The sequence below is a fragment of the Gilliamella sp. LMG 34359 genome, from assembly GCF_984569085.1.
Window position 1 is genome coordinate 1,730,358 of the sequence record NZ_OZ474906.1, and the last position, 19,645, is coordinate 1,750,002.

The following is a 19,645-nucleotide window of genomic DNA, read 5'->3' on the forward strand; positions in this document are numbered from 1 at the left end:
TTAGCTATTGATTGCAATTAACGAGTTTTAAATAATATTTAGTAGATACTGGAAGGTTGAATATGAAAAAAATCTATATTGGTACAAGTTGGAAGATGAATAAAACTTTAGCTGAGGCGTTACTTTTTTGTGAACAACTTAAAACCTTTTATCCGGAAAATCTGAAAAGTCATATTCAACCATTTGTTATTCCTCCATTTACTTGTGTTCGGGATGTCACCGATTATATCAATAATCACCAGATTAACTGTTTAACTGGCGTGCAAAATATGCATTTTGCCCAATCAGGGCCTTTCACCGGTGAAATTTCAGCCAATATGGTTGCTGATACTGGTGCCACCATAGTTGAAATGGGGCATTCCGAACGACGAGAATATTTTGCCGAGACAGATAGCTTTGTGAATAAAAAAGTTCATGCTGCATTAAACTACAATTTAACCCCATTAATTTGCATAGGTGATAGTGCCCAAGAAAAATCTTGGGGTGTATCAGTAGAAACTGTGGTTAAACAAATGAAGATTGCTTTATTTGGCATTGATAAAAATCAGGTGACTAAGGTAATTATTGCTTATGAACCAATATGGGCAATAGGTGAACAAGGAGTACCTGCAACCCCTGATGAAGCAGAATATATCCATACTAAATTACGTTCTGCAATGATTGAACTTTATGATATCGATACCGCTAATCAAGTAATTTTACTCTATGGTGGTAGTGTAAATCTCGAAAATTCTCCATTATTTATTAGCCAACCGAACATTGATGGATTATTTATTGGACGTAGTGCATGGCAAGCTAAAGATTTTTGTACTATATTATCTGCTATTAATCAGCAAAGTTAAGATAATAAAGGCAAGCCTAATGGATATATTTGAAGATAAACAAGAGTCAGAGCTACTTACGGAAATTGCCGTTGCTTACTATGAATATGAACAAACTCAAGAAGAGATTGCTCAGCGATTTGGTATCTCCCGTATTAAAGTAGGTCGCTTGCTGAAAAAAGCGCGAGCGGAAGGCATTGTTGAAATTAATGTCAAATATCATCCGGTATTTAGTTCGCGTATTGAACAGCAATTTGTTAATAATTTTGGGATTAAAAGGGCGCTGATAGCTTTAGATCACCAAGATGAAGATGAGCAACGACGACAAGTTGCGGCACTTGTTTCTAACTATCTATCCAGTACCTTAAAGAATGGCATGACGATTGCTGTTGGCCAAGGGCGTAATGTTGCCGCTATTGCTAGCCATGTAGGGGTTTTTCCTGAAAAACAGTGTAAATTTATTTGCGGTATTGGTGGTACCCAGCGAGTTGGCGAGATTATTGACGCCGATCATATTAGCCGTAGTCTAGCAAGAAAATTCAGTGCCAGTAGTGAAACTTTATATGCGCCAGCTTATGTTGAAAACCGTGAACTCAAACGTGCGTTTATGCAGAATCGAGTAATTAAAGATACCATAGAACGTGCAAGTAAAGCTGACATCGCCTTAGTGGGTATTGGTGATATGAATGAAAACTGTTACATGGTGCAATTAGGATGGTTTACGCCACAAGAAGTGACTTATGCAACATTGAATCAAGGTGTTGTCGGTGATATTGCCGGTTATGGCTTCTTTGATATTAATGGCAATCCAGTTGATACCAACATGAACGATCGGGTAATTGGTTTAAGCATTGATGAGTTACGTAATATCCCTTGTGTGATTGCTATAGCATCAGAAAACACTAAAGCGACGGCAATTTTAGGTGCACTTCGTTCAGGGGTGATTGATATCATTGCAACCAGTGCTTCAAATGCTAGAACGGTACTAAGTTTACAACAAAGTAAAATGCCAACAACAAAGTAAAATTCAATTTGGATTAAACGCTATTTGTCACCAAGCGACAAATAGCGTTTTAATTAATTTGAGATTATAGTAAGCGTTTAATAATTCGATCTACTCGAATTCGGCTTAAACGTTTAATTAATTTATGTACATGTTTTGGATAGAATTGGCTAGCTTGAATTTGTTGGAAATGGGTGACTAAGGTCGTTTTTTCACGGATTGTGGCAAGTTCTTGCTTAATCTGTTTTTGCAATTCATGTTTTGGATCGTGGATTAATAGTGCATTTTCCAGATCTAAACGCCAAGCTCGAGGATTAAGGTTATTACCAGTAATCATCATCCATTCATCATCGACCCAAATCCCTTTTAAGTGATAGGTTTGATCCCCATCTTTCCATAATCGAATGATTAACTGTTCTTTATCTATATAAGTTTGTAGCCGTTCCACAAAACGTCTTAAGTTGATTTCATACAAATAAGGTAATCCACCCGAGATATTAAAAGGTTGATCTTCAGGAATATAAAAGTCGTTGGCAACTTTATCACCAATGATGATTTCCACTTGTTTGCCTTTTCTTAGAAGGCGAATAATATCGCGGACTAATATGTTTGGTAAGTTAAAATAGGGGGTACAAAAAGTGATTTTTTGTTCAGTAATATTGATTAAATGATGAATAATCTTATTGAGTTGATTATTGCGACCAAGGCCAACTAGTGGTGAGATGGATAGGGTATCATTATCAGTATCGCCTACATATTGGTACTTGGCATCGGTAAGATGTTGGCGTAATGCTTTAATTGCCGGTTTGATTTGTTTCCGGGTTTTATGTTCATTAACATCTAAGTGTTGCACACCCTCAAGTGGTAGGAAGTTGTCATTTACATAATTAACCATAGCGTCAGATAAGGCTTTATTGGTGATAAAGTGATATCTGTCATAACGGTATTTATCAAGTTTATGTAAATAGACGTTGTTAATACTTGCCCCACTATAAATTACGGTATCATCAATGATGAGCCCTTTTAAGTGTAGCACACCGAGTACTTCACGGCGATTAATCGGTACACCATAAGTTGGGATATCAATATTTAGATATTGTTGTTTTAAATCATAGTAGTAACGAGCATTGGTTTGAGTTTTATCTTCACCAATTCTTCCCCGTTGAGCTCGATGCCAATCAACAAAAATCTTGATATCTAAATTGGGGCGTTCAGCTTTGGCTTGGTAAAGAGCGTCAAGAACTTCGCGACCGGCTTCATCTTTTTCTAAATAAAGTGCAACAATATAGATACGCTGTTGGGCTTTTTTGATATGTTCAAGCAAAGCAATTCTATAGGAATTTGGATCGTAGATAATTTGATATTGTTCAGCTTTTTGCTGAATTTTAGCTAACTCATCAAGATGTTTTTGATGATTATATTTTATAAAAGGTATTCGCATGATCTAAATATCATTAAATCTGACACAAAGTGTAGAATATCACAAATTATGTCAGAAAATAACACTCCTGTTTTTCATAGTTTAACCTGTGGTTAAATTAATTTTTTATTCAAATTGTTTTTTAATGCAAATTAATATTATTAACGTTAAATTTAAGCTTGTTCATTAACCCAAGTTTGAATGATTTTGTAACTTAATGCTAATACCACAGGACCGATAAATAATCCCATAATACCAAAAGCCAGAATGCCACCAATTACGCCGAATAGAATAAGCAGAAAAGGAAGATCGGCACCTTTTTTAATTAAATAGGCTCGCATTACGCTATCTAATGTTGTTAATATAATGGCAACTACAATTAATACAATACCTGATACCACGTGACCATCCCAAAATTGCCAAAAAATACAGCCAAGCATAACAATAACTGGCCCAATTTGTGCAACGCAGCAGATAAATAAAACTAATGTTAATATGCCAGGAAATGGCATTTTAGTAATTAAAAAACTTAAACCACCAATTAAAGCTAAGGTAATAGCCGTGACAACAACGCCTAATGCGACTGCACGTATCGATTGGCCAGCTAATGTAACGGTAGTTGTTCCATATTGTTTGGATAAACGATTAGCAAAAACATAAACATATTTGGTAATACTCTCGCCTCTAAGGAACAGTAATAAACTAAATATAATCATCACGCCAGCATGAAATATAAAAACGCCAATATTAGTCACTTGTTCTAAAAGCCAACCAATCATTATGCCAATATAGGGTTGAATATCGGACATCAATTGCGTGCCATCCGTTTTGATAAGTTCAAGCCATTTTTGGTGAAGTTCTTCGCCAAACATCGGAATACTCATTAACCAGTCGAAAGTAGGTAATTCCCGATGAGAAAGCGTTCTAACCCATTCAATTAAATAATGTCCATTCTGAGCAACACTGCTAATGATGAGAATAAAAGGAATAACACAGACAAATGCCAATAGTAAAGCCATGACTAAAAGAGATAACCAACGTTTATTAAAAAGTTTTTGTTGGATTTTTATCATCAATGGCCAAGTTGCAATAACCACCATTACCGCCCAAAAAAAGCCAAATAAGAATACTTCGATCACCCGATAAGTTACAACAATAAGTAAACCTATTAATAATAAGTTTAAAATAAGTTTCAGCAAGTCATCAGTTTTTTTTTCCGCTGGCATTTTTACCTCATATTCTTTAATCTAGATAGTGTTATTATACGCATTATGTTTTAAAAAGAATATGATGTTGTATAAAATAGACAATTTATTGGAGGTATAAAATGAAAAAATTAATGTTATTAGTTTTAATGGGTATGGCACTATCGGCTTGTACAAGTGGGCAAAAGGTCCAACAAACTGAGCAAAAGTTGAATGAAATTGCACCTTATCCCGATGCTAAAGCAGACGCTACTCGTTATGTAATTCATCTACCAGGCTTAAAAGATGAAGCTAACGCTAAAGTAGAAATACTAATTGGTAAAGAGATGAATGTGGATTGTAATACCCGTAGTTTAGGCGGAACTGTTAAAGAACAAGAGCTTAAAGGTTGGGGTTACTCATACTATGTTGTTGAAGAAGCTAAAGGTAGCATCTCTACTATGATGGCTTGCCCTGAAGGTACTAATGAGAATAAATTTGTTACAATCAATCATAATTTAGGTTTATTAAATTACAACAGCCGTTTGCCATTAGTATTCTATGTTCCAAAAGATGTGACGGTTAAATATCGTATATGGCAACCGGAAGCAAAAATTTTGCAAGCTAACGCCGAATAAAAAAAGTAAATTAATTGTTAATAGCTCGCTAATAAAGGGTTGATTGATTAAAATCTAGTCACTCAATCCTTAATCTTAGAATATTTGATTTTTTAAGTAGACATCTGGAAAAAAAAAGGTATTTTATCCCACGTAATGCAAGGTTAGCTCTACTTGTTCATTAATTATATTAATGACTTGTGATTGCCTGATTACCTCGGTTTCGCCATATTATTAAATTCAATAATAATGGTAAAATTTGGGGGTCCGTTGTATTTAACAATGGGCTTGTGTCTAACATGTAATATCCCTAACTAGAGGAGAAGTGGTGAGCATGTTTACTCAACGTAAAACAATTCTTTCAATCATCGCTGGTGTATCACTAGCACTATCTCAATCTGCTATAGCAAAAGACCGTGTCGTGCATTTTTATAATTGGGCAGGTCAAATTGGTAATAGTACAATCTCTGATTTTGAAAAATCAACTGGTATTAAACTGGTTTATGATGTGTATGATTCCAATGAAGCGCTTGAAGGTAAACTAATGGCCGGTCATTCAGGTTTCGATGTGGTTTCCCCTTCAGACAGTTTTTTAGCTAGACAGATCAAAGCTGATATCTATTTACCATTAGATAAAAGTAAATTACCTAATTGGAACAACCTCGATCCTAATTTAATGAAGTTAATGGCTAACCATGACCCCGATAATAAGTATGCAATTCCATATGTATGGATGACTACAGGTATTGGTTATAACATTGATAAAGTTAAAGAACGTCTTGGTGAAAATGCCCCAGTTGATAGTTGGGATTTAGTTTTTAAACCTGAAAATATGGAAAAACTCAAAGATTGTGGTGTGGCATTCTTAGATGCGCCAACTGAAATCTTTGCTAGTGCGCTTAAATATTTAGGTAAAGATCCAAACAGCACTGATGCTAAAGATTATACAGAAGCTGCTTATGGTGTGTTGGCAAACGTCAGACCAAATATTCGTTATTTCCATTCATCTCAATATATTACTGACTTAGCAAATGGCGATATTTGTGTGATTTTAGGTTGGGCAGGCGATATTTTACAAGCTCGCGACAGAGCTAACGAAGCGAATAACGGTGTTCATATTAATTACAACATCCCGAAAGAAGGTGCACTGGTTTTCTTTGATACCCTTGCAATTCCAAAAGATGCAGCTAATCCTGATGAAGCACATGAGTTTTTAAACTTTATTTTGAAACCAGAAATTGCAGCTCAGGTGACTAATGATGTTAACTTTGCTAGCCCAAATAAAGTTGCAAACGATAAGTTTGTGAAACCTGAAGTGAGAAATGATCCAGCGGTTTATCCAAAACCAGAAGTGATGGAAAATTTATTCACTTTAACGGTAAAAGAACCTAAACTAGAACGTGTGATTACTCGCACATGGACAAAACTGAAAACGGGTAAATAACCGTTTGAAAATGTCAACTAATTGACTTATATATTCTAGACGGGGAGATTTAAAATCTTTCCGTCTTGTTTTTTTTGGCTTGTTGTTATGAGGAAAAAAGCGTGAACGATAAAACAACAATTCAGGTACAGCCTAAAAAAAAGATGATAACTCCATTATTGGAGATCAAAAATTTAACCAAAGTTTTTAATGATGATTATTATGCCGTTGATGATGTCAATTTAACCATTTATACCGGAGAGATTTTTGCCTTATTAGGTGCTTCAGGTAGTGGTAAATCAACATTATTGCGGATGCTTGCCGGTTTTGAACAACCGACTTCCGGACAAATTATTTTAGATGGGAAAGATTTATCACAAGTACCACCTTATAATCGTCCGATTAATATGATGTTTCAATCGTATGCTCTTTTTCCTCACATGACGGTTGAGCAAAATATTGCCTTTGGTTTAAAACAAGATAAATTAGATAAAAATGAAATTAAACATCGAGTTGAAGAGATGTTGGCACTTGTTCATATGGAACAGTTTGGCAAACGTAAACCTCATCAACTTTCAGGCGGTCAAAGACAACGTGTTGCTTTAGCCAGAAGCTTAGCGAAAAGACCGAAATTACTACTGTTAGATGAACCAATGGGCGCATTGGACAAACAACTTCGTGATCGTATGCAACTTGAAGTGGTTAGCATCTTAGAACAAGTAGGCGCAACCTGCGTAATGGTTACCCATGATCAAGAAGAAGCGATGACTATGGCAGGCCGTATTGCGATTATGAATAAAGGCCAGTTTGTGCAGATAGGTGAGCCTGAAGAGATCTATGAACATCCAAATAGCCGTTATAGTGCAGAATTTATTGGCTCTGTAAATGTTTTTGACGGCATTTTACAAGAGACCTTAGAAGATGGATTAATTATCAGTTGTCCGATGATTAAACACCCATTAAAAGTCGATTACGATTCACCGGCGGTTGAAGGTGTACCTATTCAAGTCGCATTACGACCGGAAAAAATTAAACTTTGTGATGAAATTCCAGCCGATGGCTACAACGTTGCCACGGGTGAAGTGGTTGAAATTGCTTATTTAGGTGATCTGTCGATTTACCATGTTAAATTACAAAGTGGACAGATTATTATTGCTCAACTACAAAACGAACACCGTTATCGTAAAGGAATGCCGACTTGGGGTGATACTGTCAACTTAAGTTGGGAAATTGATAGCTGTGTTGTGCTGACCGAATAAACACAAGAGGATAAATTGATGCGATCCATTTTATGGGGTTTGTTGTTAAATGCCTTAGTGTTACTTGGTGTTTATTTACGTTTTGTAACCATCAATGCATTTGACAATCTGTTTTTAGATGCGTTATTTACGTCAATGGTATTGAGTTTATTAGTATCATGTGTTGGCGCATATTTGGCACATTATAAACCATCTAAATTTGCTTATCGATTGATTATAGCCGGCAGTATTTTATATATACCTGCTGGATTAGGTTTAGTGGCGATCTATTATGCTTATCGTAAGTTGCGACTACAACGTGATGATTCTGATTTGATGACACTCTACGGCCGTCTATTAGTAATAGCTATTCCATATTGTTGGATGTTGTTGCTATTTTTATTACCGTTTTTGATTGTATTTCGAATCAGTTTTTCCGAAGTGGCGATAGCCGTACCACCTTATACTGAACTGCTAAGTTATGAAGATGGCCTAGTCAATATTGTTTTAAACTTTGGTAATTATTTTAATTTACTCGAGGATACTATTTATCTAGACTCGTATTTACAGTCATTAAAAGTTGCAGCAATTTCCACATTGCTATGTATTTTAATCGGTTACCCTTTGGCTTGGGCTATTTCACAATGTAAACCGTCAACCAGAAATATTTTATTGTTATTAATCATTTTGCCATCATGGACTTCGTTTCTAATTCGGGTTTATGCTTGGATTGGAATTTTAAATCCTAATGGTCTATTAAATAATTTCCTAATGTGGTTAGGGGTTATAGATCAGCCATTAATCATAATGAAAACCTATCTGGCGGTTTATATCGGTATTGTCTATTCTTATTTACCATTTGTGGTATTACCAATTTATACCTCATTAAGTAAAGTAGACACAACACTGATTGAAGCGGCGTTAGATCTTGGTTGTAAACCAATTAAAACCTTCTTCAAGATTATTGTACCGTTAACCAAAAATGGCGTTATTGCCGGAGGCATGTTGGTATTCATTCCTGCGGTAGGTGAATATGTTATCCCAGAATTATTAGGTCCATCAGATGGTCTAATGATTGGTACACAGCTATGGACTGAATTCTTCAATAATCACGATTGGCCAGCCGCGTCAGCAGTGGCAACAGTGATGTTATTGATATTAATTGTACCTATCTACTACTTTAATAAGTTCCAGAACCGACAAATGGGAGGTAAATAAATGAATAATTTACCATTAGTCATGCGCTCAGCATTGATTGTTTTTATTGTTGCATTATTCGGTTCAATAGTGCTATCGGTTTTGATCTCTGCATCAGGATTTGCACTATTAGGTAGTGCTAGCTTATATGTCGGATGCTTGCTATTTAGCCTTATTTTAACAACTATTGTAGCAATCGCGTTATTAGTGAGATGTTTAAAAGGATTGATTCTCTTAGTAGTATTTTCCTTTTTATATATCCCTATGATTATTCTGATTGTTTATTCGTTCAATAGTTCAAGGCTGGTAACGGTATGGGCAGAATTTTCAACCAAATGGTATTTTGAGTTAATACATAATGATACTTTACTCAAAGCAGTAGGATTGAGTTTGACTATCGCGGCAGGTGCTGCCTCATTAGCGATTGTACTGGGTACTTTAGCTGCTTTTACTATCATTCGCTTTAGACGATTCCGTGGCTCTAACCTGTTCTCGTTTATGACTACGGCACCGTTAGTTATGCCTGATGTCATTACTGGTTTAGCTTTGTTATTGCTATTTGTCGGAATGGGACAAGCGCTTGGTTGGCCAAAAGAACGCGGTGCATTGACTATTTGGATGGCGCATGCAACATTCTGTACCGCCTATGTGACCGTTGTTATTAGTGCTAGATTGCGAGAGTTAGACAAGTCAATCGAAGAAGCGGCTTTAGATCTCGGTGCTAATCCATTAAAGGTATTTTTCATAATTACTTTACCAATGATTGCACCAGCACTGGTTTCTGGTTGGTTATTGGCATTTACTTTATCACTTGATGATGTGGTTATTGCTAATTTTGTTACCGGACCGGGGGCAATGACATTACCAAAACTAGTATTTTCTAAAGTTCGTTTAGGTGTCGATCCACAAGTTAATGCCTTAGCGACCATTATTTTACTAATTGTTGGTATTATCGGCTTTATTTCATGGCTTTGGATGCGTAACGCCGAAAAACGGCATTTAAGAGAGATTCGCATGCGATAATCTATCTATTAATTATTGCCGCTTTTGCGGCAATTTTTTTATCCTTATAAAATATACGTGTTTTTTTAGCCATTTTATATTATAGTGTGCGCAGTCAGGTTACTGACAAAATTCTCAGGGCGGGGCGCAATTCCCTACCGGTGGTATAGCCCACGAGCGCTTAGTAAAATTCTATTTTATTAAGGACAGCAGATTTGGTGAGATTCCAAAGCCGACAGTTAAAGTCTGGATGAAAGAGAGTAGCTTATCTTTTCTATATTTGCGCTATAGCAAAATCACTATGGTCAAGCACTTGCCCTGATTCTGGTATTTAATATATTTAATACTTAATAAATTTAGTTTAGTTAATTAAGAATAAATATATTTAGTTTAATAAAACAGGATAGGTATCTACCATGAATCAGTTTAATTTAAATGAATTCGGAACCCCAATTGAGCGCGTAAAAAGAGCAATCGCGTCAATCAAAGCTGGATCTGGCGTATTAGTTTTAGATGATGAAGATCGTGAAAACGAAGGGGATATTATTTGGGCAGCCGAAACAATCACAACCGAGCAAATGGCACTAACTATTCGTCATGGCAGCGGTATAGTTTGTTTATGTATGCCACAATCTTATTGTGATAAATTAGAATTACCGATGATGGTAGCAAATAATACTAGTAAAAATCATACCGCTTTTACTATTACTATTGAAGCGGCAAAAGGTGTTACCACCGGCGTGTCAGCGGCGGATAGGGTCACTACAGTAAAAGCTGCGGTCGCCGACGACGCTAAACCAAGTGATTTGCATCATCCCGGACATGTCTTTCCATTAGTTGCCAAAGAGGGTGGGGTATTAAACCGTCGGGGACACACCGAAGCCTCTGTGGATTTAGTGGCATTAGCGGGTTATAAACCAGCAGCAGTGATTTGTGAATTAACGAATGATGATGGTTCAATGGCTAGAGCGCCACAAGTTGTTGCGTTTGCAAAACAGCATCAGCTACCGGTAGTCACCATTGAAGATATAGTGGCCTATCGCCAATCAAATTAACTATAACCACGATTAACTGTCGAATTGATTATTCGACAGTAATTTCAGCTTTATTTAGTTTAACATTGGTAAACTCAACATATTTAGCCTATCTTATAGTTAATTGATAATTGATATTCTGGTGCAATTTATGTCACGATTAAGTTTTTTTTATATCCTAATGGTGTTTGTTATCACTGGTTGCCAGTCAAAATCTCATCTGTCGAAAGTTGTGACTATCCCGAATACTCATATTGAACTATTTCATTCAAAAACCAATGGCGATTATAAAGTAACGATTTATACTCCTAATAAACCGACTCCCGACGGTGGTTGGCCAATTATTTATCTACTTGATGGTGACAGTTATTTTTTAGCAACTAAGCAAATAATTACAAATCAAACGTGTGAACGTTGCATTATTCAAGAAGGCATCATTGTTGCCATAGATTATTTTAATCAAACACGGCGTGATGTTGATTTTTTACCTAAACCAGAGAATTATGTTTTTGAAGTTTTGCCCAATAAGCAAATAAATTTGGCAAGTAGATATGGCGGAGCGGATGCTTTTTACGATTTTTTAATCCAAGAGCTTAAACCGGAAATAGAAAAGCGCTATGTTATTAATCCTAACCAGCAAGCCATTTTTGGTCATTCCTATGGTGGATTATTTAATTTATACATTTTTTTAACTAAACCAGTGGTTTTTAATACTTATGTGATATCCAGCCCATCTCTGTGGTTTAGTGATGGCTATATGTTTAGTGTATTAGCAAACTATTTAATTAATCAGCGATATGCTCTAAATCAACCTGTTAATTTGTTGATCTCTGTGGGCGGTGCCGAACAATCTTTACTGCCTGTTGAGCAAACATTACCCGAACAGCAGCGAAAACTGCTATTAAAACACCGCCAGAATCGGAAAATGGTCGATTATGCAAAACAGTTATTTACTCGATTAAAACAAGCCAAGCTTAATCAGCTCGCCATAAGTTATAAAGTCTATCCTGAGCAATCGCACAAAACAGCGGCTATTATTGCGCTACAAGATAGCATTCAATTAAATTTCAAAGTTAAATAAAAATTTATTTAATCCAAATATCCCTAATTAGCTTGAATATAAATGAATTTCATTTATATTACTTCGGCTTAATTAATAATGATAATCATTATTAATAAAATATCAGGGATAATATATGAATACCAAATATAAATCGACTTACTTATTAGCAACACTCATCAGTTTTATTTGTCACAATACCTATGCAGATAATGGTGATTCATCAGTTCATAATGATAACGATGCCGATGAGGTTATGGTCGTCACCGCCTCTGAGCAGAGCAAACAAGCTTTAGGTGTTTCAATGATTACCCAAAAAGAATTAAGTAAAATGCCACCTAAAAATGATATTTCAGAAATCATTCGCACCATGCCTGGTGTTAGTTTGACCGGTAACTCTACTAGTGGTCAACGAGGTAATAATCGACAAATCGATATTCGCGGAATGGGACCAGAAAACACCTTAATTTTAGTTGATGGACGACCAGTAAAAAGCCGTATGTCAGTTCGCTATGGCTGGCGGGGTGAAAGAGATACTCGCGGTGATACCAATTGGGTACCTGCTGAAATTATCGAAAGGATTGATGTTTTGCGTGGTCCAGCCGCCGCTCGTTATGGTGATGGTGCTGCTGGTGGTGTCGTGAATATTATCACAAAACAGCCGACTAAAGAGTGGCATATTTCGTGGAATAGCTATTTAAATCTACCTTCACATAGAGAAGAAGGGGCAACCAAAAGGACCAATTTTTTATTAACTGGTGGCTTAACGGATAATTTAAGTATGCGTTTATATGGTAATCTCAACAAAACTGAGGCTGACGATTGGGATATCAACAAAAAACATCAAATTAATCCATCTTCGGTTAGTGCCGGGCGTGAAGGGGTGCGTAATAAAGATATCAATGGCATACTTCGTTGGGATATCACTGATAAACAGTCACTAGAATTTGAAACAAGTGTTAGTCGACAAGGTAATATTTACGCTGGGGATACCCAAAATAATAATCCTGATAAATTGGTTAGTCGATTTTATAATGACGAAACTAATAGAATGAATCGTCAAAATTACTCAGTTACTCATCGTGGTTATTGGGACAATGGCGTGAATACCATGTCTTATATCCAACTTGAAAAAACACATAATAGTCGTTTGAATGAAGGTTTAGCTGGTGGTACTGAAGGTCGCTTTAAAGATGATAATTTTTCAACGATTACATACAATAATTTTACTTTACATAATGAAACTAGTTTTCCGTTAACCATTGTGGTTCCACAAACCATGACTATTGGTGGTGAATATAATCATCAAAAGATGAAAGATCCCACTTCCAATACACAAACTATTACAGAAGGTGGCAGTATACCATGGATTAAAAATAAAGATCGCAGTGAAAACGCTTCAGCTAATCTTTGGGGCGTGTTTGTTGAGGATAACATCGAACTCACCCAAACTACCATGTTGACGCCAACGATACGCTATAATCATCAAAGCGAGTCAGGTAGTAACTGGAGTCCAGGGTTAAATTTATTTCAGGAAATAGGTGACTATTTTAGTTTAAAACTGGGTATTGCTAGAGCCTATAAAGCACCTAATTTATATCAAACTAACCCTAATTATCTGCTTTATAGTCGTGGACAGGGCTGTTATGGCGCGGGTGGTAGTTGTTACTTAATAGGTAACAAAAAATTAAAAGCGGAAACAAGTGTAAATAAAGAAATCGGTTTAGAGTTTCATAATAATGCAGGCTTAATTGCAGGCTTAACTTATTTCCGTAATGATTATCATAATAAAATCGACTCTGGTACTAGCCCTATTGGTCAAGCAGAAGGTGGCCAAAATAAGTTTAAAAATTCGAATATTTTTCAGTGGCAAAATGTACCTAAATCGGTAATTGAAGGATTCGAAGGTAGTATAACTATTCCTGTTACATCAACCGTTAATTTTCGTAATAACTTAACTTGGATGTTGCAGTCAAAAAATAAAAAAAGCGGTGATTATTTGTCAATCATCCCGAAATATACCTTAAACTCCTCAATAGATTGGCAAGCAACCGACAAATTTTCATTATTAACTGCTGTTACTTGGTATGGCAAACAACGACCAAGAAAATATGACTATTTGGGTGAAAAACTTACAGATAGTTCAACCAATCAACTCAGTCCTTATGCGCTTTTAAATTTAAGTGGGCAATATCAATTTAACAAGAATTTTACGTTCACAGTTGGTGTTGATAATTTATTTGATAAACGTCTATTTAGAAAGGGAAATTCTTCTTCTTTAAAAAATCCTCAAAACGGTGTAATCAGTGTTCGAGGTGCTGGTGCTGCAACATATAACGAACCAGGGAGAACGTTATTTATTAATACTAATGTCTCATTTTAAACAATTACGCTCAATGAACCGCCGAAATAATCGGCGGATTTATTGCTTAACCTAAAACTTTCAAAGCGCAAGTTTTAGTAATTTTTACTCCATTTTCTAATGCAGATGTATCAAAAGTCATATCAGGATGATGAAGACCGGGTGTCAAATCAACACCTAAGCCCCAAAAACCAGATTTTACATCTCTTTCACGCGGATAATTAAAGAAGTCTTCGCCACCTGGTGTGAAAATTGGTTCTTTCAATCCCTCTTTGCCAAGTACATCGATAATAGATTCAGCAATAATTTGCGTAACTTCATCATCAATTTCCGCAGCAGGGATTTCCTTCGATACTTTGATATCAGCTTTAGCACCGATAGATGCTACACTTAATTCAATCGCTTTAAGCGTTTTGGCTTTTAATTCATCCATAGCAGGGTTGGTTGGTGCGCGTAAATCCCAACAAACATAAGCCTCGGACGGAATAGCATTGGTTACACCGGCATCACAAATACAACGAGTTGCTTTGACGCTATAGGTTAAACTTGGTGCTAGATGAATGGTATTCACGGCTTGAATTGCCATAGTTGCCGCATCTAAAGCGTTGACGCCTAAATGTGGTCTTGCCCCATGTGCGGGAATACCATGAATATTGACTTCAACTGTGGTTGAAGCCGAATAGAACATAGCGGCAGATGCAAAACCTTTAGGGCATTCTTCTTTAGGTCGAACATGTAAACCGATAATCATATCAACATCGTCAATTGCACCACCCTCAATCATAGCTAATGCACCAGAACCTAACTCTTCAGCTGGTTGGAAGATCAGCTTTAGTTTGCCTTTTTTGATATTTCCTTCTTTAATAAGCTCTTGGGCGGCGGTTAATAACATTGATGAATGGCCATCGTGACCACAGGTGTGTCTGGCACAATGTTGGCCATCAATTATGTGTCCTAAGGCATCCATATCCGCTCGTAATGCCAGTACAGGACCTGATTTACCACTATCATATTCTGCAACAATACCTGTAGTATTATTTATATTACGGGTTACTTTGTAGCCAGCTTCTTCTAGTTTACTTGCTATATAGTTTGATGTTTTAACTTCTTCAAATCCTAGCTCAGGAATTTGATGCAAATAGTGGTAGTGTTCGAGTACGTTCGACATAGATATCTCCTTTATCACACAATAAATCGCATAATGATCATAGCTATTAACGCATTAACAATACTATTAACCATTAATAGTGGCCAATATTTTTTAGGCACATCGGCAACACCAAGTAGACGGCCCATATATTGTAATTGTGAGCCCATTAAGAAAATAGCTGGTGCTAATATAGTGATATCAGTACCAGTGAGAATAGCACCACTAATTAAATTTACTGCAACACCCGTTCCAGCCGAGGCTGATAACCAAGCTGTCAATAAAACGGTAATAGCTTCACCTGGTAAGCCAAATAGTCCCATAACCGGGGCAAATGCTTCACCAATTAATTGCATTAAGCCAAGTCTTTTTAGGATTTCGGTAATAACAAATGCCATAATGATATTTGGCATTAAATTATTAATGGCAATATTAAAGCCTTTACGCGCACCAATGACAAAAATGTCTAATGGATTGTTAGTCTGTTTTTGATTGCTTGAATTACTCATTGATAAAATCCTTTTTATAAACTGAATTTAAAACAAGGCGGACTAAAATTGCACCGACAAATTTCAATACAATCATAATGACGAGTGGCGTAAATATTGCGACAGACATTGAAGCAAATAGTGCTGAACCAATCGAAAAATAGTTATTTATCAACCCGGCTCCAGAATATTGCCATGCGCTAATGATGATCAGATCTTTTTTCGTGATCTGCTTCTCATCATATAATTCCTTGGTTAATACCGCGCCAGCATCAGTACTTTGTAAATCCGTAATTAACGCTAAACCCGTTTTACCCGGAACGCCTAAGATAGGTTTAAGTAGTGGAGTTAATAATTTATGAGCAGCACGGATGGTACCATAATGGGTAAAGATTTCTAACACGCCTAATGCAAGCATAACAGTTGGGATTAATGACAGAGCGAAAATAAAGCCGGCTCTGGCGCTAACTCCACCCTCACCAACGAAGGTGTTTTTTTCGGGATGGAGCATTGTGCCAAACTTACCACTTAAACTGGTAAAATCAAATGCCCCCAACCAAGCCTTTCCATCTACGTTATAAAATAGTCCGGAAAAAAACAGTATGGCCACAATAAGTGATACATAAGCTTTTATGCCGACTTTAAATTCATCGTCCGATTTTTTTGACATTATCTATTCCTTTTGATTTATCTGACTTATTCTTTAATAAAAGTATTAAATAAGTTGTGTTTAAAGTACCTGAATTATTTTGCTTTCGAAAAGAACTAAAGCACTAAGCAAAGTATTCTATATTGATTTAATTGAAAAAAAACCCCTTTCCGCAAATTTTTTACCATTCAAATTGTCTATATTCATTAATTCATATTAATAATAAAGCTGAATAAAGCTAAACTATCGTTGGTATTAAAGGCAGAATCAACCCATTAAAAGCTGATCATGTTGGATAAGAAATAGGGGTTAAAAGCACTATTTTTCTTTCTACTTTTAATGATTTTTGAGAAAGTTATTTAAAAGCATGTAATTAACAATTACTCTAGGCTTGCCATTTTGCAACCGTCATTATAGAATTATAAATATATGGCAAGAAATAGTAATAAAGTATCAATAACCTGTTTAGGAAATTATCGATATTTTATATAAAGTTGAATTGTTTCTCTGCATAAACATCATAATCTTTAGGTGGCAAACCTTCTAGTTTGCGAACCGTCTTTTGTTTTCATTAAGCACATTAATGAAAAGACAAAATTAAGCAATATAAATTAAAAATAAAAAAATAATGAGGTCATTATGTACAGCAGGAATAAAGAGTGGGCATTTGTTGTTCTCACCTGCTTTTTTGAATTGTGTTGGGTATTGGGTTTTACTACTGCAAATCAGTGGTGGCATTGGGTGATTGTTATACTCATAATCGTTATTGATTTTACGTTTTTAACTAATGCATGTAAAACCATTCCAACTGGCACCGTGTATGCAATTTTTTCGGGCGTCGGAGCCATTGGTTCATTAGTTATTGACATGGTTGTATTTGGTAAAGAAATCAAACTTATTGAAATATTTTTTGTTGCATTAATTATTATCGGTGTTGTGCAACTTAAACGAGCGGATAGCTAATTAACTCAAATTTGGATTTAGATATGGGATGGTTATTTATTTTAACAGCTGCAATTTTTGAAGTTGTTGGCGCTATTGGTCTTAAACTTTATTCTCAGCAAAAAAGCTTGTTTCGCTTAATGCTGTATTGGGGTGGTTTTTTCGTTTCGTTCACACTATTTTATTGTTCACTTCAATATCTAGATTTAAGTATCGTTTACCCTGTCTGGGTAGGACTTGGTACTTCCGGCGCCGTATTAGCCAATATGTTTATATTTAATGAGCCCAAAAATTGCACGCGAATATTTGGGCTAAGTGTTATTGTTATTGGTATTGTCGGTTTGCATGTTACTATGTAGCAAGAAAAGCGTGTTGAATTTAGTTATTATATTAATTTCAAACTAGAAAATGTTGCATTACTCTATAAAGTTATATAAAATAGTGACACTTTCCAGTGGGTTGTTAGCTCAGTCGGTAGAGCAGTTGACTCTTAATCAATTGGTCGCGGGTTCGATCCCCTCACAACCCACCATTCCTCAATTCATCAAAATTCAATAACGTTCAAAAAACCTTTATATAACAAGTTTTTTAACTAATTTACTGTTTATCTAAGTTCAAGTAGATTTAGTGAAATTCAAACTTTTATGTTATATATTATGTTATACGCTCAAATATAACTTAAATTCGTATAACATGGCCAAGATTATAAAACCTCTAAATGATACTCAAATCAAGTCAGTCAAGCCAAGGGAATGAGTCTTTATCAGGGAGTAATGCTTTAAAAACGGTTAATGGTTAGTTTTGCCATAATCACATATTTAATCCAGTCAATTAGACTGGTTTTTATTACCTATTATTTAATAAATACTTTATATATATTTTAATAACACTAACAACACTAATAACATAATATAATTGATTTATATATATTTTTTTAAGTGTTATTAAAAGAAAGTAATAACATATATAACATTCAAATATGTTATTAGGTCGGATATCAAATCCGTGCTGATTTCCCAATGAGATCCTTTCCTTTGGCTGGCTAAATCCAAAAATGTGGTTATTCGAATAATAGCTTTTTATACGGTAATGGTATAATGAAAAGACTACGCTTAGGCTGATCCCCGAATATCCGTAACGCTAACGGACTGGCGTAATCATTTCATAAGTGATTGTTTAGGGGAACAATGGCATTACCAGAAAGACAACATTATTCATTAGATAAAGCAGTTAAGAAAATTAATTCCTATATTCCAGATAAAGAACATATTGATCTAGATGACTAGCTTCATTATGCTTTAATCGGTGAAATTGGGCTTTTTTATCCTGTATCGCATCCAATTGATTTAGGTAAGCAAGAAGTAATTGGATTGTTCTTTTGTTACTGAAGAATATGATTTTGATTCAACGAATTAAATAGCTGAATGGATAAAAGATAAACTCAATAAAGAAATAGCAATAACTTTACTAACTACAGTGAAATTGATATCTACAATATTAGATTCATTAAAATGGAAAATGAAAATTTTCAAAGAATTGACTTATTATTGGAATTTATCAGTAGTTATTTAACAATATCTTATGGTGATATTGATAAGTTAAAAAATGGACAAACAGTAAAACTAATATTTTTCTAATGCCTCAAACAATAGAATAGAAAATGATAGTTTTCCAAATAATTTTGAGAAGGTTTTACCTAGTGTTCTCTTACCTGTTCAATTTGAATTTTCTATAAATGATGTCGTTATAACTAGAGAAGAATTGGATATATTCACCCAACAAATACAAGATGATTGTTTTACTATTGAAAATTTTCAAAATATTCTTTTTTTATTAAAAGAACTTTTATGCTCTAAAGCTCGTCAATGGAAGCAAGAGACAATTAATCAAGAATTAGATAATACATTAAAAGGTATGAGTAAAAAGACGCCTAGAATCAATGTGGTCAATGTTAAACAAAAAATATAAATCATGATATAGCATTCTATTTTACTAAGGCTGAGTCTCAATAATGAGTGAATTATTGAAAATTGCCCCCCTTTCTTGATAACTTGTCTA

The 19,645-nt window shown here is 35.3% G+C and carries 17 protein-coding genes, 1 tRNA gene, 1 pseudogene and 1 riboswitch; of the genes and pseudogenes, 14 read left to right on the forward strand and 5 right to left on the reverse strand.

Features of this window, described 5'->3' with window-relative positions:
* Positions 1-62 precede the first annotated feature (62 nt).
* Both AC5LXV_RS08010 and AC5LXV_RS08015 read left to right on the forward strand, forming a co-directional pair.
* The gene (locus AC5LXV_RS08010) at positions 63-842 is read left to right on the forward strand and encodes a triose-phosphate isomerase (protein ID WP_493467914.1); all 780 of its coding nucleotides are present in this window, start codon (positions 63-65) and stop codon (positions 840-842) included.
* A 19-nt stretch (positions 843-861) separates the two neighbouring features.
* The gene (locus AC5LXV_RS08015) at positions 862-1,845 is read left to right on the forward strand and encodes a sugar-binding transcriptional regulator (protein WP_110433939.1); all 984 of its coding nucleotides are present in this window, start codon (positions 862-864) and stop codon (positions 1,843-1,845) included.
* A gap of 64 nt (positions 1,846-1,909) precedes the next feature.
* On the opposite strand, the gene pssA is transcribed toward AC5LXV_RS08015, so the two are convergent.
* Together pssA and ydiK are read right to left on the reverse strand one after the other, a co-directional pair.
* Complete coding sequence (gene pssA, locus AC5LXV_RS08020) at positions 1,910-3,265, reverse strand: CDP-diacylglycerol--serine O-phosphatidyltransferase (protein WP_493467915.1); 1,356 nt, start codon at positions 3,263-3,265, stop codon at positions 1,910-1,912.
* Positions 3,266-3,417: 152 nt separating this feature from the next.
* Positions 3,418-4,470, reverse strand: coding sequence for an AI-2E family transporter YdiK (gene ydiK, locus AC5LXV_RS08025; protein ID WP_493446312.1), 1,053 nt, complete (start codon positions 4,468-4,470; stop codon positions 3,418-3,420).
* A 101-nt stretch (positions 4,471-4,571) separates the two neighbouring features.
* Between ydiK and eco the strand changes: the two genes are divergently transcribed.
* From eco to AC5LXV_RS08065, 8 genes and pseudogenes are all read left to right on the forward strand, one after another.
* Positions 4,572-5,066 carry a serine protease inhibitor ecotin gene (gene eco, locus AC5LXV_RS08030; protein WP_146210870.1) on the forward strand — a complete coding sequence of 165 codons (495 nt, stop codon included), beginning with the start codon at positions 4,572-4,574 and terminating at the stop codon, positions 5,064-5,066.
* 313 nt (positions 5,067-5,379) lie between these two features.
* Positions 5,380-6,489 (forward strand): extracellular solute-binding protein, encoded by a 1,110-nt coding sequence (locus AC5LXV_RS08035; protein WP_110433936.1) that lies wholly within the window; start codon positions 5,380-5,382, stop codon positions 6,487-6,489.
* A gap of 101 nt (positions 6,490-6,590) precedes the next feature.
* Positions 6,591-7,727, forward strand: a complete 1,137-nt coding sequence (potG, locus tag AC5LXV_RS08040) for a putrescine ABC transporter ATP-binding subunit PotG (protein ID WP_219999759.1) — start codon at positions 6,591-6,593, stop codon at positions 7,725-7,727.
* A 324-nt stretch (positions 7,728-8,051) separates the two neighbouring features.
* A pseudogene (gene potH, locus AC5LXV_RS08045) lies at positions 8,052-8,924 on the forward strand (putrescine ABC transporter permease PotH); the annotation flags it as partial.
* A gap of 243 nt (positions 8,925-9,167) precedes the next feature.
* The gene (locus tag AC5LXV_RS08050) at positions 9,168-9,926 is read left to right on the forward strand and encodes an ABC transporter permease subunit (protein WP_110434114.1); all 759 of its coding nucleotides are present in this window, start codon (positions 9,168-9,170) and stop codon (positions 9,924-9,926) included.
* A 106-nt stretch (positions 9,927-10,032) separates the two neighbouring features.
* Positions 10,033-10,171, forward strand: a riboswitch (FMN riboswitch).
* Positions 10,172-10,321: 150 nt separating this feature from the next.
* Positions 10,322-10,960 carry a 3,4-dihydroxy-2-butanone-4-phosphate synthase gene (gene ribB / locus AC5LXV_RS08055; protein WP_493467916.1) on the forward strand — a complete coding sequence of 213 codons (639 nt, stop codon included), beginning with the start codon at positions 10,322-10,324 and terminating at the stop codon, positions 10,958-10,960.
* Positions 10,961-11,090: 130 nt separating this feature from the next.
* On the forward strand, positions 11,091-12,020 hold the full coding sequence (locus tag AC5LXV_RS08060) for an alpha/beta hydrolase (RefSeq protein ID WP_493467917.1): 930 nt from the start codon (positions 11,091-11,093) through the stop codon (positions 12,018-12,020).
* Positions 12,021-12,135: 115 nt separating this feature from the next.
* Entirely contained in the window at positions 12,136-14,382 is a 2,247-nt protein-coding gene (locus tag AC5LXV_RS08065; protein ID WP_493467918.1) for a TonB-dependent siderophore receptor, read from the forward strand.
* Between the two features lie 46 nt (positions 14,383-14,428).
* Here the strand turns inward: AC5LXV_RS08065 and AC5LXV_RS08070 are convergent, their stop codons facing one another.
* The 3 genes from AC5LXV_RS08070 to AC5LXV_RS08080 are packed head-to-tail and all read right to left on the reverse strand — an operon-like array spanning position 14,429 to position 16,666.
* Positions 14,429-15,529 (reverse strand): M20 peptidase aminoacylase family protein, encoded by a 1,101-nt coding sequence (locus AC5LXV_RS08070; protein WP_493467919.1) that lies wholly within the window; start codon positions 15,527-15,529, stop codon positions 14,429-14,431.
* Positions 15,530-15,543: 14 nt separating this feature from the next.
* The gene (locus AC5LXV_RS08075) at positions 15,544-16,017 is read right to left on the reverse strand and encodes a YjiG family protein (RefSeq protein WP_034902524.1); all 474 of its coding nucleotides are present in this window, start codon (positions 16,015-16,017) and stop codon (positions 15,544-15,546) included.
* Positions 16,010-16,666 carry a nucleoside recognition domain-containing protein gene (locus AC5LXV_RS08080; RefSeq protein ID WP_034902527.1) on the reverse strand — a complete coding sequence of 219 codons (657 nt, stop codon included), beginning with the start codon at positions 16,664-16,666 and terminating at the stop codon, positions 16,010-16,012. Before AC5LXV_RS08080 ends, AC5LXV_RS08075 begins: the two co-directional genes overlap by 8 nt.
* A 618-nt stretch (positions 16,667-17,284) precedes the next feature.
* Between AC5LXV_RS08080 and AC5LXV_RS08085 the strand changes: the two genes are divergently transcribed.
* The 4 genes from AC5LXV_RS08085 to AC5LXV_RS08100 all read left to right on the forward strand — a co-directional run bounded on the left by AC5LXV_RS08085 (position 17,285) and on the right by AC5LXV_RS08100 (position 19,555).
* Positions 17,285-17,608 (forward strand): DMT family transporter, encoded by a 324-nt coding sequence (locus tag AC5LXV_RS08085; protein ID WP_144188191.1) that lies wholly within the window; start codon positions 17,285-17,287, stop codon positions 17,606-17,608.
* A 23-nt stretch (positions 17,609-17,631) separates the two neighbouring features.
* Positions 17,632-17,946: a DMT family transporter gene (locus AC5LXV_RS08090; RefSeq protein ID WP_493467920.1), complete on the forward strand. Its 315-nt coding sequence runs from the start codon at positions 17,632-17,634 to the stop codon at positions 17,944-17,946.
* A gap of 97 nt (positions 17,947-18,043) precedes the next feature.
* A tRNA-Lys gene (locus AC5LXV_RS08095) sits at positions 18,044-18,119 on the forward strand.
* A 1,229-nt stretch (positions 18,120-19,348) separates the two neighbouring features.
* Positions 19,349-19,555 carry a hypothetical protein gene (locus AC5LXV_RS08100; RefSeq protein ID WP_493467921.1) on the forward strand — a complete coding sequence of 69 codons (207 nt, stop codon included), beginning with the start codon at positions 19,349-19,351 and terminating at the stop codon, positions 19,553-19,555.
* Positions 19,556-19,645 lie beyond the last annotated feature (90 nt).